The sequence below is a fragment of the Saccharothrix mutabilis subsp. mutabilis genome (assembly GCF_039521145.1).
Classification (GTDB): domain Bacteria; phylum Actinomycetota; class Actinomycetes; order Mycobacteriales; family Pseudonocardiaceae; genus Actinosynnema; species Actinosynnema mutabilis.
The window spans coordinates 197,810-218,819 of the sequence record NZ_BAAABU010000007.1; the positions used below are offsets into that span (position 1 = coordinate 197,810).

At 72.6% G+C, this 21,010-nt stretch carries 22 protein-coding genes; 20 read left to right on the top strand and 2 right to left on the bottom strand.

Annotated features, from left to right (window positions below; genetic code table 11):
* The first annotated feature begins 30 nt into the window (after positions 1–30).
* From aroC to ABD126_RS18660, 6 genes are all read left to right on the top strand, one after another.
* Entirely contained in the window at positions 31–1,230 is a 1,200-nt protein-coding gene (gene aroC, locus ABD126_RS18635; RefSeq protein WP_343935138.1) for a chorismate synthase, read from the top strand.
* Complete coding sequence (locus tag ABD126_RS18640; RefSeq protein WP_343935139.1) at positions 1,227–1,736, top strand: shikimate kinase; 510 nt, start codon at positions 1,227–1,229, stop codon at positions 1,734–1,736. The genes aroC and ABD126_RS18640 overlap by 4 nt, the downstream gene beginning before the upstream one ends.
* A gap of 10 nt (positions 1,737–1,746) precedes the next feature.
* Positions 1,747–2,919, top strand: a complete 1,173-nt coding sequence (locus ABD126_RS18645; RefSeq protein WP_343935140.1) for a DNA glycosylase AlkZ-like family protein — start codon at positions 1,747–1,749, stop codon at positions 2,917–2,919.
* A 19-nt stretch (positions 2,920–2,938) separates the two neighbouring features.
* The gene (gene aroB / locus ABD126_RS18650; RefSeq protein WP_343935141.1) at positions 2,939–4,045 is read left to right on the top strand and encodes a 3-dehydroquinate synthase; all 1,107 of its coding nucleotides are present in this window, start codon (positions 2,939–2,941) and stop codon (positions 4,043–4,045) included.
* Positions 4,042–4,485 carry a type II 3-dehydroquinate dehydratase gene (gene aroQ / locus ABD126_RS18655; RefSeq protein ID WP_343935142.1) on the top strand — a complete coding sequence of 148 codons (444 nt, stop codon included), beginning with the start codon at positions 4,042–4,044 and terminating at the stop codon, positions 4,483–4,485. The genes aroB and aroQ overlap by 4 nt, the downstream gene beginning before the upstream one ends.
* A 230-nt stretch (positions 4,486–4,715) precedes the next feature.
* Positions 4,716–6,209: a glycoside hydrolase family protein gene (locus tag ABD126_RS18660; protein ID WP_343935143.1), complete on the top strand. Its 1,494-nt coding sequence runs from the start codon at positions 4,716–4,718 to the stop codon at positions 6,207–6,209.
* Here ABD126_RS18660 and ABD126_RS18665 read toward each other — a convergent pair.
* Positions 6,206–6,616: a B-4DMT family transporter gene (locus tag ABD126_RS18665; RefSeq protein ID WP_343935144.1), complete on the bottom strand. Its 411-nt coding sequence runs from the start codon at positions 6,614–6,616 to the stop codon at positions 6,206–6,208. The genes ABD126_RS18660 and ABD126_RS18665 overlap by 4 nt on opposite strands.
* Positions 6,617–6,670: 54 nt before the next feature.
* Here ABD126_RS18665 and ABD126_RS18670 point away from each other — a divergent pair, with 54 nt between their 5' ends.
* From ABD126_RS18670 to nusB, 3 genes are read left to right on the top strand one after another with little or no spacing between them, the layout of a single operon-like run.
* Complete coding sequence (locus tag ABD126_RS18670; RefSeq protein WP_343935145.1) at positions 6,671–7,756, top strand: M24 family metallopeptidase; 1,086 nt, start codon at positions 6,671–6,673, stop codon at positions 7,754–7,756.
* Between the two features lie 33 nt (positions 7,757–7,789).
* Positions 7,790–8,353 (top strand): elongation factor P, encoded by a 564-nt coding sequence (gene efp, locus ABD126_RS18675; RefSeq protein WP_309114823.1) that lies wholly within the window; start codon positions 7,790–7,792, stop codon positions 8,351–8,353.
* Between the two features lies 1 nt (position 8,354).
* Complete coding sequence (nusB, locus tag ABD126_RS18680) at positions 8,355–8,774, top strand: transcription antitermination factor NusB (protein ID WP_343935146.1); 420 nt, start codon at positions 8,355–8,357, stop codon at positions 8,772–8,774.
* A gap of 147 nt (positions 8,775–8,921) precedes the next feature.
* On the opposite strand, the gene bldD is transcribed toward nusB, so the two are convergent.
* On the bottom strand, positions 8,922–9,410 hold the full coding sequence (gene bldD, locus ABD126_RS18685; protein ID WP_015103676.1) for a transcriptional regulator BldD: 489 nt from the start codon (positions 9,408–9,410) through the stop codon (positions 8,922–8,924).
* Between the two features lie 258 nt (positions 9,411–9,668).
* On the opposite strand from bldD, the gene pyrR reads away from it, so the two are divergent.
* The 11 genes from pyrR to coaBC all read left to right on the top strand — a co-directional run bounded on the left by pyrR (position 9,669) and on the right by coaBC (position 20,968).
* Positions 9,669–10,241, top strand: a complete 573-nt coding sequence (gene pyrR / locus ABD126_RS18690; RefSeq protein ID WP_343935147.1) for a bifunctional pyr operon transcriptional regulator/uracil phosphoribosyltransferase PyrR — start codon at positions 9,669–9,671, stop codon at positions 10,239–10,241.
* Positions 10,238–11,170: an aspartate carbamoyltransferase catalytic subunit gene (locus ABD126_RS18695; protein ID WP_343935148.1), complete on the top strand. Its 933-nt coding sequence runs from the start codon at positions 10,238–10,240 to the stop codon at positions 11,168–11,170. The genes pyrR and ABD126_RS18695 overlap by 4 nt, the downstream gene beginning before the upstream one ends.
* Positions 11,167–12,450, top strand: a complete 1,284-nt coding sequence (locus tag ABD126_RS18700; protein WP_343935149.1) for a dihydroorotase — start codon at positions 11,167–11,169, stop codon at positions 12,448–12,450. Before ABD126_RS18695 ends, ABD126_RS18700 begins: the two co-directional genes overlap by 4 nt.
* Positions 12,447–12,929: a PH-like domain-containing protein gene (locus ABD126_RS18705; protein ID WP_343935150.1), complete on the top strand. Its 483-nt coding sequence runs from the start codon at positions 12,447–12,449 to the stop codon at positions 12,927–12,929. Before ABD126_RS18700 ends, ABD126_RS18705 begins: the two co-directional genes overlap by 4 nt.
* Positions 12,926–14,053, top strand: coding sequence for a glutamine-hydrolyzing carbamoyl-phosphate synthase small subunit (gene carA, locus ABD126_RS18710; protein ID WP_343935151.1), 1,128 nt, complete (start codon positions 12,926–12,928; stop codon positions 14,051–14,053). Before ABD126_RS18705 ends, carA begins: the two co-directional genes overlap by 4 nt.
* 1 nt (position 14,054) lies before the next feature.
* The gene (gene carB, locus ABD126_RS18715) at positions 14,055–17,354 is read left to right on the top strand and encodes a carbamoyl-phosphate synthase large subunit (RefSeq protein ID WP_343935152.1); all 3,300 of its coding nucleotides are present in this window, start codon (positions 14,055–14,057) and stop codon (positions 17,352–17,354) included.
* Positions 17,351–18,169 (top strand): orotidine-5'-phosphate decarboxylase, encoded by an 819-nt coding sequence (pyrF, locus tag ABD126_RS18720; RefSeq protein WP_343935153.1) that lies wholly within the window; start codon positions 17,351–17,353, stop codon positions 18,167–18,169. Before carB ends, pyrF begins: the two co-directional genes overlap by 4 nt.
* A 303-nt stretch (positions 18,170–18,472) precedes the next feature.
* The gene (gene mihF / locus ABD126_RS18725; protein ID WP_033427832.1) at positions 18,473–18,790 is read left to right on the top strand and encodes an integration host factor, actinobacterial type; all 318 of its coding nucleotides are present in this window, start codon (positions 18,473–18,475) and stop codon (positions 18,788–18,790) included.
* The gene (gmk, locus tag ABD126_RS18730) at positions 18,787–19,386 is read left to right on the top strand and encodes a guanylate kinase (protein ID WP_343935154.1); all 600 of its coding nucleotides are present in this window, start codon (positions 18,787–18,789) and stop codon (positions 19,384–19,386) included. Before mihF ends, gmk begins: the two co-directional genes overlap by 4 nt.
* Positions 19,387–19,454: 68 nt before the next feature.
* Positions 19,455–19,733 carry a DNA-directed RNA polymerase subunit omega gene (gene rpoZ / locus ABD126_RS18735; RefSeq protein ID WP_015103666.1) on the top strand — a complete coding sequence of 93 codons (279 nt, stop codon included), beginning with the start codon at positions 19,455–19,457 and terminating at the stop codon, positions 19,731–19,733.
* Positions 19,730–20,968 carry a bifunctional phosphopantothenoylcysteine decarboxylase/phosphopantothenate--cysteine ligase CoaBC gene (gene coaBC / locus ABD126_RS18740; RefSeq protein ID WP_343935155.1) on the top strand — a complete coding sequence of 413 codons (1,239 nt, stop codon included), beginning with the start codon at positions 19,730–19,732 and terminating at the stop codon, positions 20,966–20,968. The genes rpoZ and coaBC overlap by 4 nt, the downstream gene beginning before the upstream one ends.
* Positions 20,969–21,010 lie beyond the last annotated feature (42 nt).

Here is a 21,010-nt window from a genome sequence, read left to right on the forward strand (position 1 = left end):
TGCTGTTAACGCTGTGAAAGGATTCGCGGCGTGCTGCGCTGGATCACCGCTGGGGAGTCCCACGGACCGGCCCTGGTCGCCGTGCTGGAAGGCATGGTCGCCGGGGTGGAGGTCACCACTGCCGACCTGACCGCCCAACTGGAGCGCCGACGGCTCGGGTTCGGGCGGAGCCCCCGCATGGGGTTCGAGGCCGACGAGGTCGAGATCCTCGGCGGCGTCCGCCACGGCCTCACCCAGGGCGGGCCGATCGCGGTGCGGATCGGCAACACCGAGTGGCCCAAGTGGCAGAAGGTGATGTCCGCCGACCCGGTCGACCCGGGCGAGTTGAAGCCGACCGGCCGCAACGAGGCCCTCACCCGGCCCCGGCCCGGCCACGCCGACCTGCCCGGCATGCAGAAGTTCGGGTTCGACGAGGCCCGGCCGGTGCTGGAGCGGGCCAGTGCCCGCGAGACCGCCGCGCGGACCGCGTTGGGCACGGTGGCCAGGCACTTCCTCAAGCAGGTGTTCGACGTCGACGTCATCAGCCACGTGGTGTCGATCGGGAAGGCCGGGACGCCCGAGGACGCTCCGGTGCCGGGTCCGGGCGACCTCGACGCGATCGACGCCAGCCCGGTGCGGGCGTTCGACCCGCGCGGCACCGAGGCGATGGTGGCCGAGGTCGAGGCGGTGAAGGACGCGGGCGACACGGTCGGCGGCGTGATCGAGGTGATCGCCTACGGCCTGCCGCCGGGCCTGGGGTCCCACGTGCACTGGGACCGCCGGCTCGACGCCCGGCTCGCGGGCGCGCTGATGGGCGTGCAGGCGATGAAGGGCGTGGAGATCGGCGACGGCTTCACCACCGCGCAGCGGTGGGGCAGCCAGGCGCACGACGAGATCGACCGGGGCGCCGGCCCCAAGGGCGTGACGCGCCGCTCGAACCGGGCGGGTGGACTGGAAGGGGGGATCACCAACGGCGAGCCGCTGCGCGTGCGCGTCGCCATGAAGCCGATCTCCACCGTCCCCCGCGCGCTGTCCACTGTGGACGTCCGCACCGGTGAGCCCGCCGTGGCGATCCACCAGCGGTCGGACGTGTGCGCCGTGCCGCGGGCCGGCGTGGTGCTGGAGTCCGTCGTGGCGCTGGTGCTCGCCGAGGCGGCGCTGGAGAAGTTCGGCGGCGACTCGATCGCGGAGACCAAGCGGAACGTGGCGTCCTACCTGGAGGCGCTGGAAGCGCGCTGGGAGGGGCTGTGAGCCCGCGCTTCGTCGTCCTGGGCCCGCCCGGCGCGGGCAAGACGACCGTGGGTCAACTGCTCGCGGCCCGGCTCGGCGCGGCCTTCCGGGACACCGACGACGACGTGGTCGCCACCGCCGGCAAACCCATCTCCGACATCTTCACCACCGACGGCGAGCCGGCGTTCCGGGCGCTGGAGGAGGAGGCGGTCGCCAAGGGCCTGGCCGAGCACGACGGCGTGCTGGCGCTGGGCGGCGGGGCGGTGCTGTCCGCCGCGACGCGCGAGCGGTTGGCGGCGCACACCGTGGTGTTCCTCAACGTCGGCATGGCCGAGGGCGTGCGGCGGACGGGCCTGTCCACCGCGCGGCCCCTACTGGCCGGCGTGAACCCGCGCGCCACCTTCAAGGCGCTGCTGGACGCCCGGCTGCCGCTGTACCGGGAGGTCGCCACGATCGAGGTGGACACCGACCAGTTGGAGCCGGAGCAGGTCGTCGACGCCGTCCTGGCGAAGGCGGAACGGACCTGACCCGGTGGACGTGACCGCCGCTCGCGTCCTCGCGCACCGCGCCGCGGTGCAGGGGCTGCACGACGGCGACCTGGGCGTGCTCGCGTTGGGCGTGGTGGACAGCCCGCCGAACACGGGCGCCGCCGCCCTGGCGGTGCGCGCCCGGCACCGCCTCGACCGGTTCCCCGGCGGCGTGCGGGAACCGGCGGAGCTGTGGGGCGAGGAGGAGTTGGTGCGCGTGCTCAGCCTGCGGGGCGCGCCGCACCTGCACCGGGCGGCCGACGTGCCCGGCCTGCGCCGGCTGCTGCGCCCGCGCACCCCGAAGCAGTTGCAGGCGTGGTGCGGCGGGATGCCCGCGCCGGAACTGTCCGATGTGGATCTCGTGGTCGAGCTGATGCGCCGGGAGTTCCCCGGCGAGACGGCGACGAAGGGCGAGCTGTCCGGCGCGATCAGCCGGCACCTCCCCGAGCGCGCCCGGCCGCACTGCGCGCGGTGCGGCGTCGAGCACGTCATCGAGGGGTTGTTCCGGCTGGGCACCCTGCTCGCGGGCATCGAGCTGGAGCCGCGCGGGGCGAGGCTGGTGTTCCGCGCGCCGGGGCCGAACGACGAGGGCGACTCGACGCTGCTGCGCGACTACGCCCGGTACGTCGGCCCGTTCACCAGGGCGGACGCCGAGAAGTGGCTCGGAACCGGGCCGCGCGCCGACTGGCCCGACCTGCGACCGGTGACGGTCGAGGGCAGGAAACTGCTCGCGCTCGCCGACCCCGCCGCCGCCGACCCCGCCGCCGCCGACCCGGCCGCCACTGACTCGGCCGCCACCGCCGACTCGGCCGCCGCCGCCGACTCCGACTCGGCTGCCGATCCCGGGCTGGCCGACTTCTTCGCCGCCGACGCCCCCGAGCCGCCGGCCGGACTGCTGCTGTTCCCGCGCGACCCCTACCTGCTCGGGCCGCGGTGGCTGGTCGCCGAACCGGACGTGGCCAAGCGCGTCTGGCGGCCGGTGGGCAGTCCCGGGGCCGTGGTCGTCCGCGGCCGGGTCGTGGGGGCGTGGCGGTACGAGGTGAGCGGGCGGACGATGATCTTCCGCGTCGACGGGTGGGCCCGGGTCGAGGGGGCCGCCCGGAAGGCGTTGCGGGAGCAGGCCGACGTGCTCGCCGGGGTGTGGGGCGCGAACGCGCTGGAAGCGACCGTGGTCGAATGGTGACCCGACAAGAGGAGTGGTGATGGGCGAGCCGGTGCGCATCCGCGTGGCCGCGGAGCGGCCGTACGACGTGCTGGTGGGTCGCGGCCTGCTCGGCGACCTGGTGGACGGCCTGCGCGGCACGGCCAAGGCGGCGATCGTCCACACGCCGACGCTCGCCGAGACCGCCGAGGCGGTCCGCGCGGAGCTGGCGGAGGCGGGGATCGACGCCCACCGCGTCGAGGTGCCCGACGCCGAGGACGGCAAGGACCTGCGCGTCGCGGGCTACTGCTGGAACGTGTTCGGCCAGATCGGCCTGGGCCGCGCCGACGCCGTCATCGGCCTGGGCGGCGGCGCGGTGACCGACCTCGCCGGGTTCGTCGCCTCCACGTGGATGCGCGGCGTGAAGCTGGTCAACGTCCCCACGACCCTGCTGGGCATGGTGGACGCGGCGATCGGCGGCAAGACCGGCATCAACACCGACGCGGGCAAGAACCTCGTCGGCACGTTCTACGAGCCGCACGCGGTGTTCGTCGACCTGGCCACCCTGGAGACGCTGCCGCGCAACGAGCTGGTCGCGGGCATGGCCGAGGTGGTCAAGGGCGGGTTCATCGCCGACCCGGCCATCCTCGACCTCATCGAGGCCGACCCCGAGCAGGCGCTCGACCCGACCGGGGACGTCATCGAGGAGCTGGTCCGGCGCAAGATCCAGGTCAAGGCGGACGTGGTGTCCACCGACCTGCGCGAATCCGACCTGCGCGAGATCCTCAACTACGGCCACACCCTGGGCCACGCCATCGAGCGCCGCGAGCGCTACCGGTGGCGGCACGGCGCGGCGATCAGCGTCGGCCTGGTGTTCGCCGCCGAACTGGCCCGCCTCGCCGGCCGCCTGGACGACGCGACCGCCGACCGGCACCGCAGCGTCCTCACCGCGCTGGGCCTGCCCACCAAGTACGACCCGGACGCCCTGCCGCAGCTGCTGGAGGGCATGAAGTCGGACAAGAAGAACCGGTCCGGCGTGCTGCGGTTCGTGGTGCTCGACGGCCTGGCCAAGCCCGGCCGCCTGGAGGGCCCGGACCCGTCGCTGATCGCCGCCGCCTACTCCGCGGTCGCCGACGAGCCGAAGACCGGCGGGAGCGTGCTGCTGTGAAGGTCCTCGTGCTCAACGGCCCGAACCTGGGCCGCCTCGGCACCCGGGAGCCGGACGTCTACGGCCGGACGACGTACGCCGACCTGGTGCGCCTGTGCGAGGACACCGGCCGCGAGCTGGGCGTCGAGGTCGAGGTGCGGCAGACCGACTTCGAGGGCGAGATGCTCGGCTGGCTCCACCGGGCGGCCGACGACGCGACCCCGGTGGTGCTCAACCCGGCCGCGTGGACGCACTACTCGGTGGCGGTGCGCGACGCGTGCTCCCAGCTCACCGCGCCACTGGTGGAGGTGCACATCTCGAACGTGCACAAGCGCGAGGAGTTCCGCCACCACAGCTACATCTCGCCGGTGGCGGAGGGCGTGATCGCGGGCCTGGGCGTGCAGGGCTACGCCCTCGCGCTCCGCTGGCTGGCCGCGAAGCTGGGCCCCGTCGAGGCGTGACGGGCGAGGAGGCCGGCGGGGTCGCGGCGGGCGGGGCGTGCACGGCGCGCTGCACCACGTCGAGCTTTGGGCGCCGGGCTCGGTGGGTGCCGGCCAACACGGACGGTTTCGAAGTGGAGTTGGTCGCGTCCGGTCGGTAGTCACCCGGAAGAGTGAGTGGATCTCTACACTGGACCGGAACCGGGGCCCGCGCACGTCGCTCCCGGTGATCGACACCGGAAGTGGAGACCATGCCCGGCCCGACGAGGCTTCTCGGATGCGCCCTCGCCGTCGCGACCGTCACCGCCTGCGCGCCCGGCGTCGCGGACCCCGCGCCGCCCGCCGCGGCACCGGTGACCACGACGACGAAGCCCGCCCCGAGCAGACCCCCGCAGCCGGTCAAGCCCGTCACCACCGAGCGCGGCCGGCAGAGCCCCGGCGTCGTCGCCGCGGGTTCCGAGGCCCCGTACAACTACGCCCCCTCCGCGATGCTGGAGGGCGGCCGGTACCGGATGTGGTGGTGCAGCCAGGTCCGCCACGCCGAGCCCGGCGGGGACGACGTCCTCTACGCCGAGAGCGCCTCACCGGACGGCGGGTTCGCCGGTCCCGACGGCAGTTCGGGCCTCCCCGTCCTCTCCGGCAGCGTCCACGGCTGGGACGGCGTGCACGCGTGCGACCCGTCCGTGCTCAAGGTCGGCGGCACCTACTACATGTACTACACGGGCGCACCCGGCGACGTGCCCTTCGGCAGCCTGGTCGGCGTCGCCACCAGCCCCGACGGCATCAACTGGACCCGCGCCGCGGGCGGCAACCCGATCCTCGGCCCGGCCAACGACACCATCCGCGACAACCACTACGGCAGCGGCCAGCCCTCGGCGCTGTTCGTCGACGGCTGGTTCTACCTGCTGTTCACCGACACCACCGCCAAGGCCGCCGGGTGGAACGGCGCGGGCCAGTTCGTGCTGCGCGCCAAGGACCCGACCTTCGCCAACCAGGTCGAGGCGCTGGGCGCGGGCGGCTGGGAGAAGGTCGCCGACACCCGCAAGCCGCGCACCCGGTCCGTGGTGGACGCCTTCAGCGCCGACTGGATGTACGTGGACGCGCTGCGCGCCTTCGTGATCGCCCACTCCACCGACGCGGGCACCACGCTGACCTTCTGGAACCACGACTTCGCCACCCAGCCCTTCCCGCCGGTCCACGTGCCCGGCCCGTGGAAGGAGGGCCCCGGCCTGGTCCGCACGCCGGAGGGCCACGCCCCGATCTCCGCCGACGACCCGTGCGGCCGGCTGTCCGTGGACGTCATGCGCGCCACCGTCACCGGCGCGGCGGGCGCGCCCACCGACATCGCCCACTTCGGCCTGGACCTGGTCAACGTGCCGGGCTGCCGCACGAAGGCGCAGGCCGCAGTGCTCAACGGGTTCGCGGTGCCGTCCCCGGAGAACACCATCGACCTGATCGTGGACGGCAAGGTGGTCCGGGTCGAGCGCCGCTCGGTGACCGACCGCCTGGCCACCCGCATCCTCGCGCAGCGCCCGGACATCGTGGACGAACTGCCCGTGGTGGCCCGCATCCCGGCCGGCGTGAAGGCGGTCCGCGCGCCCAACGGCCAGACCGGGCTGCTGGTGGACGGCAAGCTGTGGCGGGTCGGGCCGGAGGAGGTGGCGAAGTTGAACTCGTCGCCGGTCACGGCGGTCACCCAGCAGCAGTGGGACGCCTTCGACCACGCCGGCAACTTGAACCGTTAGCGCGACCGGGACCCGTCGGGCTGCGGCAGGGCGTTGCCCAGCGCCAGCCCGATCCCCGCCGACGCCATGACCAGCAACGCGGTGAACGCGGCACCGCCGGTCAGCGCCGCACCCAGCGACTCCAGGCCCGTCTGGTCCACCACCAGCGACTTGCCCACCACCCCCGCCACGCCCGCGACCGGCCCGGCCACCAGGGCGGCGAAGAACCACACCATGCCCGGCCCCTCCAACCGCCGCCACGCGTCCAGCGCGCCCCACAGCACGCCCGCCACGACCACCAGGCCCAGCGCGATGTAGCGCAGCGACGACGACGCCCCGGGGCTGTGCACGGCCACCGCGTCCGTGCCGACCTGCACCCCGCCGTGCAGCAATCCCATCCAGAGCCCTCGGGGCAGCCACCTGCGCATGGACCCCACCCTAGGCCCACTGTGAACCCACGCCGATGCCTCTAGGCTGCGGGTATGCCGCACGCGACACGCCGCGCCGCCCTGCGCGCCACGCTCCGGGACCGGGAGCTGGACGCCCTGCTGGTGACCAACCTGCTCAACATCCGCTACCTCACCGGGTTCACGGGGTCCAACGCCGCGCTGCTGGTCTCCGCCGAGTCCGACGCCGGCACCGTGTTCTGCACCGACGGCCGCTACCTGACCCAGGCCGAGCGGCAGGTGCCCGACCTCGAACGCGTCATCGACCGGCCGTGCGACCTCGCGCTGGCCCAACGCGCGCACAAGGACGGCGTGCGCCGCGCGGGCTTCGAGAGCCACCACGTCACCGTCGACGGCCTGGACGCGCTGGGCGACGCCGCCGAGGACGTCGAGCTGGTCCGCGCGCCCGGCCTGGTCGAGCAGCTGCGGCTGGTCAAGGACGACGCCGAGGTCGAGGCGCTGCGCATGGCGTGCGCCGCCGCCGACCGGGCGCTGGCGAGCCTGATCGAGCACGGCGGCCTGCGCGCCGGCCGCACCGAGCGGGAGATCGCGCGCGAGCTGGAGAGCCGGATGCTCGACCACGGCGCGGCCGGTCCGAGCTTCGAGTCGATCGTCGCCACCGGCGCGAACTCCGCCGTCCCGCACCACCGGCCCACCGACGCCGTCGTGCACGCCGGCGACCTGGTGAAGCTGGACTTCGGCGCGCTGGTCGACGGCTACCACTCCGACATGACCCGCACCCTGGTCGTCGGGCAGGCCGCGGACTGGCAGCGGGAGCTGTACGAGCTGGTCGCGACCGCGCAGCAGGCGGGCCGGCACGCGCTGGCGCCCGGCGCGGCGGTGTCCGACGTGGACCGCGCGGCCCGCGAGGTGATCGAACGCGCCGGCCACGGGGACCAGTTCCTGCACGGTCTGGGACACGGCGTGGGCCTGCAGATCCACGAGGCTCCGGCGTTGTCCAAGGCGGGTGACGGTACACTTCTGCCCGGTATGGCGGTCACCGTCGAGCCCGGTGTGTACCTGGCCGGGAAGGGTGGTGTCCGCATCGAGGACACGCTCGTGGTGCGCGAAGGCGGCCCCGAACTCCTCACCCTGACCACGAAAGAGCTAGTGGTCGTCTGACGCCCGAACACACGTAACAGGAGAGCCCACCCCGTGGCCACGACCAACGACCTCAAGAACGGCCTGGTGCTGAACCTCGACGGCCAGCTGTGGACCGTCACCGCGTTCCAGCACGTCAAGCCGGGCAAGGGCGGCGCCTTCGTGCGCACCACGTTGAAGCACGTCCTGTCCGGCAAGGTCGTGGACAAGACCTTCAACGCGGGCACCAAGGTCGACACGGCCACCGTGGACAAGCGGAACATGACCTACCTGTACAAGGAGGGTTCCGACTTCATCTTCATGGACGGCGAGACCTACGACCAGATCCCGGTCCCGGCCGAGACCGTGGGCGACGCCGCCAACTACATGCTGGAGAACCAGGAGGCGATGGTCGCCACCCACGAGGGCGTCCCGCTGTTCGTGGAGCTGCCGACCAGCGTCGAGCTGGTCATCCAGCACACCGACCCGGGCCTGCAGGGCGACCGCAGCACCGGCGGCACCAAGCCCGCAACCCTGGAGACCGGCGCGGAGATCCAGGTCCCGCTGTTCGTGACGACCGGCGAGAAGATCAAGGTCGACACCCGCGACGGCCGCTACCTCGGCCGGGTCAACAACTGACATGGGCGCTCGGAGCAAGGCCCGCAAGCGCGCGGTCGACGTCCTGTACGAGGCCGACCTGCGGGCCATGGACGCGGTGACCCTCCTCGCGGAACGCGTGGGGTCCCCGGACGTCCCGCCGATCAACGACTACACGGTGGGCCTGGTCGAGGGTGTCACGGCGCACAAGGCGCGCATCGACGACCTGATCTCGGAGCACTCGGAGGGCTGGACCCTCCAGCGCATGCCGGGGGTGGACCGGGCCGTGCTCCGGGTGGGCCTGTACGAGCTGCTGTGGGCGGCCGACGTGCCCGACGCGGTGGCGATCGACGAGGCGGTGGAGCTGGCCAAGCAGCTGTCCACCGACGACTCGCCGCGGTTCGTCAACGGCGTGCTGGGCCGGATCGCGGTCATCGCGGACCAGCTCCGGGCGGTCCTGTAGGCCTCGTGGAACGACGCGAACCCCCGTCAGGTGCGTCCTGTCGGGGGTTTCGTGCTGTTCAGGCCCGCGCGGGGCCCACGGCCAGGGCCGCCCTCCACGTAGAGCGGCCCTCGTCGTCAGTTGCCCGTCCCAGTGCGCAACGCGTGCTCAGTCTTCCTTGGCCGGGCGCGCCTCGGGCGGCAGGACGCCCCAGTCGATGAGCTGCTCGGTCAGCTCGCCCGGCGTCATGTCGTAGATGATCGCCAGGGAGCGCAGGTCCTCCGTGCGGATCGACAGGACCTTGCCGTTGTAGTCGCCGCGCTGGCTCTGGATGGTGGCCGCGTACCGCGCGAGCGGGCCGACCTTCTCCGCGGGGAGCTGTTGCAGGCGTTCCAGGTTGATCACGATCTTCGTCGCGGGTTCGGCGCCCGACGGCACGCGGCCCTCGGGGAGCAGCTCCGCGACCGGCACACCGTAGAAGTCGGCCAGCTCCGCGAGCTTCTGCACGGTCACGGCCCGGTCTCCGCGCTCGTACGAGCCCACGACCACGGCCTTCCAGCGACCGCCGGACTTCTGCTCGACGCCGTGCAAAGACAAGCCCTGCTGCTGGCGGATCGCGCGGAGCTTTGCCCCCAGCGCCTTGGCGTAGTCGCCCATGTGGCGGTTCTCCGTTCATTCGCCCCGTCAGCCGGTAGGGGACTGCCGCGGGGAGGCTTAGATCAATACGCAGAGTAATGATTGCTCTCCGTGGTCACCAGGTCAAGCTGATCTCGCCGGCCCAGGTGGGCGAGACCACGCGGACCACCCGGTCGATCGAACCCCGGAACCTGATACGGTGCTGGTCAGCCCGGTCGCAACCGGGTGTCCGACGTCCTTTAAGGACCCGTCCAGCGAGGCGGGGAAGGAGGTCCAACCGTGGCGCCACGTCAACGTGGCGCGACGGACCCGGCCGGGGAGCGCGAGCTCCTGTCGGCCGGCGACGTCGCGCGCACTGTCGCCCGAATGGCCCATCAGATCATCGAGAAGACCGCTCTCGATGCACCGAGCGCACCCGAAGTAGTCCTGATGGGGATTCCGAGCCGGGGTGCGCCGCTCGCCCGCCGCCTCGCGGCGAAGATCCGGGAGTTCAGCTCCGTGGCCGTGCCCACCGGCACGCTGGACGTGACCCTCTACCGGGACGACCTGCGCCGGGGCCCCACGCGCCCGCTGGAGGCCACGCGGCTGCCCGAGGGCGGCATCGACGACCGCCTCGTCGTCCTCGTCGACGACGTCCTGTTCTCCGGCCGCACGATCCGCGCCGCCCTGGACGCCCTGCGCGACCACGGCCGGCCCCGCGCCGTGCAGCTGGCGGTGCTGGTCGACCGGGGGCACCGGGAGCTGCCGATCCGCGCGGACTACGTGGGCAAGAACGTCCCCACCGCCCGGTCCGAGGAGGTCCACGTGCTGCTGGAGGAGTTCGACCAGCGCGACGGGGTGGTGCTGCGGTGAGGCACCTGCTGTCCACCGAGGGCATCGACCCGGCGGAGGCCACCGCGATCCTGGACACGGCCGCGAACCTCAAGAAGTCCCTGGAGGGGCGTGAGGTGCGCAAGCTGCCGACGCTGCGCGGGCGCACCGTCATCACGATGTTCTACGAGAACTCCACCCGCACCCGCGTGAGCTTCGAGATCGCGGGCAAGTGGATGAGCGCGGACGTGGTCAACGTCTCCTCGTCGGGCTCCAGCGTCAGCAAGGGCGAGTCGCTGCGCGACACCGCGCTGACCCTCGCGGCGGCCGGCGCGGACTGCGTGATCGTGCGCCACCCGGCGTCCGGGGCCGCCCACCGGCTGGCCGACTGGCTCAAGCACACCGGCACGTCCGTGGTGAACGCCGGCGACGGCATGCACGAGCACCCCACCCAGGCCCTGCTGGACGCGGCCACGCTGCGCGAGCGGCTGGGCGAGCTGCGTGACCGCCGGATCGCGATCGTCGGCGACGTCCTGCACAGCCGGGTCGCCCGCTCGAACGTCCACCTGCTCACCGCCCTGGGCGCGCACGTGACCCTGGTCGCCCCGCCGACCCTGCTGCCCAGCGGTGTGGAGCGCTGGCCGGTCACGGTGTCGCACGACCTGGACGCCGACCTGCCCAGCCAGGACGCCGTGATGCTGCTGCGCGTGCAGGCCGAGCGGATGCACGGCGGGTTCTTCCCCAGCGCCCGCGAGTACTCGATCGCCTACGGCCTCAACGAGCGCCGCCTGGCCCTGCTGCCCGACCACGCCGTGGTGCTGCACCCCGGTCCGATGCTGCGCGGGATGGAGATCGCCTCGTCGGTCGCCGACTCGCCGCGCGCGGCCATCACCGACCAGGTGCGCAACGGCGTGCACGTGCGCATGGCCGTCCTCTACCACCTGCTTGCACACGAGGAGGAGACCCCGTGAGCACCCTGATCCTCAGGGGAGTACGACCGTACGGCGAAGGCGACCCGGTGGACGTGCTGGTCCGCGACGGGGTCATCGCGGAGATCGGGTCCCCGGACGCGGGGGACGCCGAGGTCGTCGAGGCCGATGGCGCGGTCCTGCTCCCCGGCTTCGTCGACCTGCACACCCACCTGCGCGAGCCGGGCCGCGAGGACACCGAGACCATCGAGACCGGGTCCCGCGCCGCCGCCCTGGGCGGCTACACGGCGGTCTTCGCGATGGCCAACACCGACCCGGTCGCGGACAACGCGGTCGTGGTCGAGCACGTCGCCCGCCGGGGCCGGGAGGTCGGCCTGGTGGACGTCCACCCGGTCGGCGCGGTCACCGTGGGCCTGAAGGGCGAGAAGCTCGCCGAGCTGGGCACGATGGCCAAGACCGGCGTCCGGGTGTTCTCCGACGACGGCCACTGCGTGCACGACCCGCTGATCATGCGCCGCGCGCTGGAGTACTCCAAGGCGCTGGACGTGGTGGTCGCGCAGCACGCCGAGGAGCCCCGGCTGACCGTCGGCGCGCAGGCCCACGAGGGCGAGCAGGCCTCGCGCCTGGGCCTGCAGGGCTGGCCGGCCGCCGCCGAGGAGGCGATCGTGGCCCGCGACTGCCTGCTGGCCAAGCAGGTGGGCGCCCGCCTGCACGTCTGCCACGTGTCCACCTCGGGCACCGCGGACGTGCTGAAGTGGGCCAAGGCCCGGGGCACGAAGGTCTCCGCCGAGGTCACCCCGCACCACCTGCTGCTGACCGACGACCGGCTGGCGACCTACGACCCGGTCAACAAGGTCAACCCGCCGCTGCGGACCGGCGCCGACGTCGAGGCGCTGCGCCAGGCCCTCGCGGACGGCACGATCGACTGCGTCGCCACCGACCACGCCCCGCACGCCGTGCAGGACAAGGACTGCGAGTGGTCCGCCGCCCGCCCCGGCATGCTCGGCCTCCAGACCGCCCTCTCGATCGTCGTGGCGACCATGGTCGAGACCGGTCTGCTGGACTGGCGCGGCGTGGCGCGGGTGATGAGCGAGCGCCCCGCCGCGATCGCGGGCCTGCCCGACCAGGGCCGTCCGATCGAGGTCGGCGAGCCCGCCAACCTGGTCCTGGTGGACCCGGACGCCCGGTGGACCGTGCGCGGCGCGGAGCTGGCCAGCATCTCGGCCAACACGCCGTTCGAGGGCATGGAGCTGCCCGGCCGGGTCGTGGCCACGGTGCTGCGCGGGCGCGTGACGGCGACCAGCGGAAGGATCCCGGCATGACCCGCGTCCTGCTGTCCCTGGCGATCCTGGCCGTGTTCCTGCTGTGCCTCTACGGCATGTGGCGGGGCTGGCAGAACCGCGCGAAGCGCCAGGCGGCGCTGCCCGCCTTCCCCCAGCCGCCCGCGGCCACCGGCGCGGCGACGCTGGAGACCACCGGCGTGTACGTGGGCACGACCCTCGGCGACAACTGGCAGGACCGGGTCGCCGTGGGCGACATCGGCCACCGCGCCGAGGCGACCCTGAAGCTGACCGACACCGGTGTGCTGGTCGAGCGCACCGGCGCGAGCCCGATGTGGATCCCGTTGGAGGACGTCCTGGACGCCCGCACCGCCCGCGGCCTCGCGGGCAAGGTGATGGGCCCGGACGGCCTGCTGGTGCTGCGCTGGCGCAACGCCGGCCACACCTTCGACACCGGGTTCCGCGGCGACGACAAGGACGTGTACGAGCAGTGGGTGCAGGCACTGGGAGGCCGCAAGTGACTTCTCCGGCAACGACGGCCGCGGCGCTGGTCCTGGAGGACGGCCGCGTGTTCCGCGGCGAGTCCTACGGCGCGATCGGCGCGAGCCTCGGCGAGGTCGTGTTCTCCACCGGCATGACCGGCTACCAGGAGACGCTGACCGACCCCTCCTACCACCGCCAGATCGTGGTGCAGACCGCGCCGCAGATCGGCAACACCGGCTGGAACGACGAGGACGACGAGTCCGGCCGCATCTGGGTCGCCGGCTACGTGGTGCGCGACCCCGCGCGGGTGCCGTCGAACTGGCGGTCCACGCGCAGCCTGGACGACGAGCTGGTGCGCCAGGGCGTCGTCGGGATCGCGGGCATCGACACCCGCATGCTCACCCGCCACCTGCGCGAGCAGGGCGCGATGCGCGCGGGCGTGTTCTCCGGCGACGAGCTGGGCAGCGTCGAGGAGATGCTCGACCGCGTCCGCACCTCGCCGCAGATGAAGGGCGCCGACCTCGCGGGCGACGTCACCACGCCGCAGCCGTACGTGGTGGACGCGATCGGCGAGCGCCGCTTCCGCGTGGCCGCGCTGGACCTGGGCATCAAGTCCAACACCCCGCGGATGATGGCCGCGCGCGGCATCGAGGTGCACGTCCTGCCGCTGACCTCCACCGTGGACGACGTGCTGTCGGTCAAGCCCGACGGCGTCTTCCTGTCCAACGGCCCCGGCGACCCCGCCACCCAGGCGCACGCCGTGGAGCTGACCCGCAACGTCCTGGACCGGAAGGTGCCGCTGTTCGGCATCTGCTTCGGCAACCAGATCCTGGGCCGCGCGCTGGGCCGCGACACCTACAAGATGCGCTACGGGCACCGCGGCATCAACATCCCGGTCATCGACGTCGCGACCGGCAAGGTGGCCATCACCGCGCAGAACCACGGCTTCGCCCTGGAGGGCGAGCCGGGGGAGGAGTTCGCCTCCGACTTCGGCCGCGTCCAGCTCAGCCACTACTGCCCGAACGACGGCACGGTCGAGGGCGTGCGCGCCCTGGAGGTGCCCGCGTTCAGCGTGCAGTACCACCCGGAGGCGGCGGCCGGTCCGCACGACGCCGCCCCGCTGTTCGACGAGTTCGTGACGATGATGGAGCAGGGGCGCTGACATGCCGAAGAGGACCGATCTCAAGCACGTGCTCGTCATCGGCTCGGGCCCGATCGTCATCGGCCAGGCCTGCGAGTTCGACTACTCCGGCACCCAGGCGTGCCGCGTGCTGCGCGAGGAGGGCCTGCGGGTCAGCCTCGTCAACTCCAACCCCGCGACGATCATGACCGACCCGGAGTTCGCCGACGCCACCTACGTCGAGCCGATCACCCCGGAGTTCGTGGAGAAGGTCATCGCCGCCGAGCGCCCGGACGCCGTCCTGGCGACCCTGGGCGGCCAGACCGCGCTGAACACCGCCATCGCCCTGCACGAGCGGGGCGTGCTGGAGAAGTACGACGTCGAGCTGATCGGCGCGGACATCGACGCCATCCAGCGCGGCGAGGACCGGCAGATGTTCAAGGACATCGTGCGCAAGATCGGCGCGGAGGTCCCGCGCAGCGCGGTGTGCAAGACCATGGAGGAGGTCCGCGAGACCGTCGCGGAGCTGGGCCTCCCGGTGGTCATCCGGCCGTCGTTCACCATGGGCGGCCTCGGCTCGGGCATGGCGCACACCCACGAGGAGCTGGAGCGGCTGGCCGCCACCGGCCTCGCGGAGTCCCCGGTCACCGAGGTGCTGATCGAGGAGAGCGTGCTCGGCTGGAAGGAGTACGAGCTGGAGCTGATGCGCGACCGCAACGACAACGTCGTGGTCGTGTGCTCCATCGAGAACATCGACCCGATGGGCGTGCACACCGGCGACTCGGTGACCGTCGCGCCCGCGATGACCCTGACCGACCGCGAGTTCCAGCAGATGCGCGACGTCGGCATCGCCGTCATCCGCGAGGTCGGCGTGGACACCGGCGGCTGCAACATCCAGTTCGCGTTCAACCCCGAGAACGGCCGCATGGTCGTGATCGAGATGAACCCGCGGGTGTCGCGTTCCTCGGCGCTGGCGTCCAAGGCGACCGGTTTCCCGATCGCCAAGATCGCCGCGAAACTGGCCATCGGGTACACGCTCGACGAAATCCGCAACGACATCACCGGCGAGACGCCGGCGAGTTTCGAACCGACGCTCGACTACGTCGTGGTGAAGGTGCCGCGGTTCGCTTTCGAGAAGTTCCCCGGCGCGGACCGGACGCTCACCACGACGATGAAGTCCGTCGGCGAGGCGATGTCCATCGGCCGCAGCTTCATCGAGGCGCTCGGAAAAGCGCTGCGGTCCATGGAGACCAAGGCGGGCGGTTTCTGGACCACCCCGGACCCCGAGGAGAGCCTGGAGTCCACTCTGGACGCCCTCCGAAAGGGCCACGACGGACGCCTCTACACGTTGGAACGCGCGTTGCGCCTGGGCGCGACCATCGAGCAGGCGCACGAGGCCTCCAAGATCGACCCGTGGTTCATCGAGCAGATCGCCTGGCTGGTCGAGCTGCGCCGGGAGATCGAGGACGCCCCCGTGCTGGGCGCGGACCTGCTGCGCAAGGCCAAGCGGGCGGGCCTGTCCGACCGCCAGATCGCCGCGCTGCGCGCCGAACTGGCAGGTGAGGACGGCGTGCGCAACCTGCGGCACCGCCTGGGCGTGCGGCCGGTGTTCAAGACCGTGGACACCTGCGCCGCCGAGTTCGCCGCGCGCACCCCGTACCACTACTCGGCCTACGAGCTGGACCCCGAGGCCGAGACCGAGGTGACCGAGCAGCCCGACAAGCCGAAGGTGCTGATCCTGGGCTCGGGCCCCAACCGCATCGGCCAGGGCATCGAGTTCGACTACTCGTGCGTGCACGCGGCCATGGCGCTGCGGGCCGCCGGGTACGAGACGGTGATGGTCAACTGCAACCCCGAGACCGTCTCCACCGACTACGACACCTCCGACCGCCTCTACTTCGAGCCGCTGACCTTCGAGGACGTGCTGGAGGTCGTGCACTCCGAGCAGCGCTCGGGCACCGTCGCGGGCGTCGTCGTGCAGCTGGGCGGCCAGACCCCGCTGGGCCTGGCGCGCCGGCTGGAGGAGGCGGGCGTCCCGGTCGTGGGCACCCCGCCGCACGCCATCCACCTCGCCGAGGACCGCGGCGCGTTCGGCCAGGTGCTCACCGACGCGGGCCTGCCCGCGCCGAAGTACGGCACCGCGACCTCGTTCGCGCAGGCCAAGAAGATCGCCGACGAGATCGGCTACCCGGTGCTGGTGCGCCCGTCGTACGTGCTGGGCGGGCGCGGCATGGAGATCGTCTACGACGAGCAGTCGCTCAAGAGCTACATCGCCCGCGCCACCGAGGTCTCCCCGGAGCACCCGGTGCTGGTCGACCGGTTCCTCGACGACGCCATCGAGATCGACGTGGACGCCCTGTTCGACGGCGAGGACGTGTTCATCGGCGGCGTGATGGAGCACATCGAGGAGGCCGGCGTGCACTCCGGCGACTCGGCCTGCGCCCTGCCCCCGATCACCCTGGGCGAGACCGACATCGACAACGTCCGCCGGTCCACCCGGGCCATCGCGGAGGGCATCGGCGTGCGCGGCCTGCTCAACGTCCAGTACGCGCTCAAGGACGACGTCCTGTACGTGCTGGAGGCCAACCCGCGCGCGTCCCGCACGGTGCCGTTCGTGTCCAAGGCGACGGCGGTGCCGCTGGCCAAGGCCGCGGCCCGGATCATGCTCGGCGCGAGCATCGCCGACCTGCGCGCCGAGGGCCTGCTGCCGGCCACCGGCGACGGCGCGAAGCTGCCCCAGCACGCGCCGGTCGCGGTCAAGGAGGCCGTGCTGCCCTTCCACCGGTTCCGCACGCCGGAGGGCCACGGGGTGGACTCGCTGCTCGGGCCGGAGATGAAGTCCACCGGCGAGGTCATGGGCATCGACGTGTCCTTCGGCACCGCCTTCGCCAAGTCCCAGACCGCCTCCTACGGCTCCCTGCCCACGTCGGGCCGGGTGTTCGTGTCGGTGGCCAACCGGGACAAGCGGGCCATGATCTTCCCGGTCAAGCGGCTGGCCGACCTGGGCTTCGAGGTGCTGGCCACCGAGGGCACGGCCGAGGTGCTGCGGCGCAACGGCATCCCGTGCACGGTGGTCCGCAAGCACTCCGACGGCGAGAAGAACATCGTCGACGCCATCCTCGACGGCCACGTCGACATGATCATCAACACCCCGTACGGCAACAGCGGGCCCCGCGTGGACGGCTACGAGATCCGCACGGCGGCGGTCGCCAAGGACATCCCGTGCGTCACCACGATCCAGGGCGCGGCGGCGGCCGTGCACGGCATCGAGGCGGCCATCCGGGGCGACATCGGCGTCCGGCCGTTGCAGGCCCTCCAGGCGGCGCTGCGGGGTGAGGGATGACCTTCGCGCAGCGGCTGGCCAAGGCCGTCTCGCAGCACGGACCGCTGTGCGTGGGCATCGACCCGCACCCCGGCCTGCTCGACGCCTGGGGGCTGCCCCGGGACGTCTCCGGGTTGGAGCGGTTCGCCCTGACCTGCGTCGAGGCGTTCGGCGGTCACGTGGCCCTGGTGAAGCCGCAGGCGGCGTTCTTCGAGTCCCACGGCTCGAAGGGCGTGGCGGTCCTCGAACGCGTCCTGGCGGACCTCAGGGACGCCGGGACGCCGGTTCTGGTGGACGCCAAGCGCGGCGACATCGGCTCGACCATGGCGGCCTACGCCCAGGCGTACCTGTCCGACGGCTCGCCGCTGGCCGGCGACGCGGTCACCCTGTCGCCCTACCTCGGGTTCGGCTCCCTGGAACCGGCGCTCGAAGCCGCACGGGCGAGCGGGCGCGGCGTGTTCGTGCTCGCCCGCACGTCCAACCCGGAAGGGGCCTCCGTGCAGTGCGCGGAGGTCCCCTCCGGGGGCTCGGTCGCGCAGTCGGTGGTGGACGAGGCGGCCCGCCGCAACGCCGGCGCCGACCCGCTCGGTGACGTCGGCCTGGTCGTCGGCGCGACCCTCGACCGGCTCGACATCGACCTGTCTGACCTGCACGGATACGTCCTGGCACCGGGGTTCGGCGCTCAGGGCGCGACCGTGGCGGACCTGCGCCGGCTGTTCGGGGACGAGCTGCGCGGGGTGCTGCCGACCAGCTCCCGGGACGTCCTCAAGCACGGCCCGGACTCCGCATCCTTGCGGTCTGCGGCGCGGCGCGTGGGGGACTCCCTGGAGATGTGATCACCATCAAATCGCGACACGCTTTGCGGTGTCCGCTCACCTGCGTAAACGTTGTTTGGTACGGTCCTGGCCACCGACGGGTCCATACCCCATCGAGCGCATACCACAGGGGTCGTGCGCAGGGCGTTACCGGTGGCGGTGGCGGAGGCGTCGGGGGGTGTTGGTACTACTACCACCCGCCGCGGCAACCAGGCGCTGGAAAAGTTTCACCTGACTGGGACCACCTTGCGCCCAGGCAATTGCGCTTGGAGTACGGTCGCGGCACCGATCCAGAATTGAAATTCCCACACCACGGAGGAAATCGTGGCCCTTCCCCAGCTTACCGAGGAGCAGCGGGCCGCAGCGCTGGAGAAGGCTGCTGCCGCTCGTCGCGCTCGGGCTGAGCTCAAGGAGCGCCTCAAGCGTGGCGGCACGACCCTGACGGACGTGCTGAAGGCCGCCGAGAGCGACGAGGTCCTTGGCAAGATGAAGGTGTCCGCGCTGCTCGAAGCCCTTCCGGGCGTCGGCAAGGTTCGCGCGCAGCAGATCATGGAGCGGCTTGAGATCGCTCCGAGCCGTCGGCTGCGCGGCCTCGGCGAGCGGCAGCGCAAGGCGCTGCTCACCGAGTTCAGCGGCGAGTGACTGATGGCACCGGGGCGGGGTCGGGCGTGCGCGCCCGGCCCCGCCTCACCGTCCTGAGCGGGCCCTCGGGCGTCGGCAAGTCCAGCGTGCTGGCCGAGCTGCGGCGCATGGGGCCCGATGTGCACTTCAGCGTCTCGGTGACCACCCGGAAGCCGAGGCCGGGCGAGGTCGACGGCGTCCACTACCACTTCGTGGACCGGGCCGAGTTCGACGAGATGGTCTCGAACGGCGAGCTGCTGGAGCACGCCGAGTTCGCGGGCAACTGCTACGGCACGCCCCGCGCGCCCGTCGTGGCGGCGCTGGCGTCCGGGCGGCCGTCGCTGCTGGAGATCGAGCTCCAGGGCGCGCGCCAGGTCCGGGCGGCCATGCCGGAGGCCCAGCTGGTGATGCTCGCGCCCCCGTCCTGGGAGGACCTGGTGGGGCGGCTGACCGGCCGCGGCACCGAGGACCCCGCCGTGGTGGCGCGCCGGCTGGAGATCGCCCGCGAGGAACTGGCGGCCGAACCCGAGTTCGACCAGGTCGTCGTGAACGACGACGTGAAATCCGCCGCCGCGCGCTTGCTACACTTGGTGGTCGGCCCAGCGCCCGACGCGTGATGACGCGTGTCCGCGGCGGCTGCAGGACGCCACCCGCTTTGCACAACCAACCGCAGGAGCGTTGACGAGTGACCACGCACACCGAGCTGGGCCCGCTGTCGGGTTCCCCGGAGGGCATCACCAACCCGCCGATCGACGACCTGCTGGAGCAGGTCAGCTCGAAGTACGCGCTGGTGATCTACGCGGCCAAGCGGGCGCGTCAGATCAACGACTACTACGCGCAGCTCGGCGAGGGCCTGCTCGAGTACGTCGGCCCGCTGGTCGAGCCGGGCCCGCGCGAGAAGCCGCTGTCGATCGCGCTCCGGGAGATCCACGCGGGTCTGCTTGAGCACACCGAGGGCGAGTGACGCAGGCGTCTGAAGCCCCTGCCAAGCCCCGGGTCGTGCTCGGGGTGGGTGGGGGCATCGCCGCGTACAAGGCGTGCGAGGTGCTGCGCCGGCTCACCGAGTCCGGGCACTCCGTGCGCGTCGTGCCCACGGACGGCGCGCTGAAGTTCGTCGGCGCGGCCACGTTCGAGGCGTTGTCCGGGCAGCCCGTGCACGCCGACGTGTTCTCCGACGTGCCGTCGGTGCAGCACGTCAAGCTGGGCCAGGAGGCCGACCTGGTCCTCGTCGCCCCGGCCACGGCCAACCTGCTCGCCAAGGCCGCCGCCGGCCTGGCCGACGACCTGCTCACCAACACCCTGCTGACCGCGCGCTGCCCGGTCCTGCTGGTCCCCGCGATGCACACCGAGATGTGGGAGCACCCGGCGACGCGGGCGAACGTGGCGCTGCTGCGGTCGCGCGGCGTGATCGTCGCCGAACCCGCCAGCGGGCGGCTGACCGGCAAGGACACCGGCAAGGGCCGGCTGCCCGAGCCGAGCGAGATCGTCGAGCTGGCCCGGCTGCTGCTGGAGCGCCCCGACGCGCTGCCCCGCGACCTCGAAGGCGTCCACGTCGCCATCTCCGCGGGTGGGACGCGTGAGCCGCTCGACCCCGTGCGGTTCCTGGGCAACCGGTCCTCCGGCCGCCAGGGCTACGCGCTGGCCCGCGTCGCCGCCCAGCGCGGCGCGCGCGTGACGCTGGTCGCCGCGCACACCGCCGACCTGGCCACCCCGGCCGGCGTCGAGCTGGAGCGCGTGGGCACCGCCGCCGAGCTGCGTGACGCGATGCACTTCGTCGCGAAGGACGCCGACGTGGTCGTGATGGCCGCCGCCGTGGCCGACTTCCGGCCGGTGGCCAGCGCCGAGCACAAGATCAAGAAGACCGACCGCGACCCCGACCCCGTGGCCCTGACCCGCAACGCCGACATCCTGGCCGAGCTGGTCGCCGCCCGCCGGGACGGGCAGGTCGTGGTGGGGTTCGCCGCCGAGACCGGCGACGGCGAGGCCGACGTCCTGGAGTACGGGCGCGCGAAGCTCAAGCGCAAGGGCTGCGACTTCCTCGTCGTCAACGCCGTCGGCGACGGCCGCGCGTTCGAGGTCGAGGACAACGCGGGGTGGCTGCTGTCCGCCGACGGCGCCGAAACCCCGATCCCGCACGGGTCGAAAGCCCGGCTGGCGTCCGCACTGTGGGATGCCGTAGCCCCTTCCGCCCGACGATGACCAGCTGGGCGGATCGCCGGATAAGCTTCGACGACCGCATGG

Coding starts and splice junctions, on each gene's coding strand:
- ABD126_RS18670 (WP_343935145.1), top strand. CDS start 6,671: ATGCCGCACGCGACACGCCGCGCCGCCCTGCGCGCCACGCTCCGGGAC.
- bldD (WP_015103676.1), bottom strand. CDS start 9,410: ATGGGCGACTACGCCAAGGCGCTGGGGGCAAAGCTCCGCGCGATCCGC.
- nusB (WP_343935146.1), top strand. CDS start 8,355: ATGGGCGCTCGGAGCAAGGCCCGCAAGCGCGCGGTCGACGTCCTGTAC.
- ABD126_RS18660 (WP_343935143.1), top strand. CDS start 4,716: ATGCCCGGCCCGACGAGGCTTCTCGGATGCGCCCTCGCCGTCGCGACC.
- carB (WP_343935152.1), top strand. CDS start 14,055: ATGCCGAAGAGGACCGATCTCAAGCACGTGCTCGTCATCGGCTCGGGC.
- ABD126_RS18665 (WP_343935144.1), bottom strand. CDS start 6,616: ATGCGCAGGTGGCTGCCCCGAGGGCTCTGGATGGGATTGCTGCACGGC.
- ABD126_RS18705 (WP_343935150.1), top strand. CDS start 12,447: ATGACCCGCGTCCTGCTGTCCCTGGCGATCCTGGCCGTGTTCCTGCTG.
- pyrF (WP_343935153.1), top strand. CDS start 17,351: ATGACCTTCGCGCAGCGGCTGGCCAAGGCCGTCTCGCAGCACGGACCG.
- aroB (WP_343935141.1), top strand. CDS start 2,939: ATGGGCGAGCCGGTGCGCATCCGCGTGGCCGCGGAGCGGCCGTACGAC.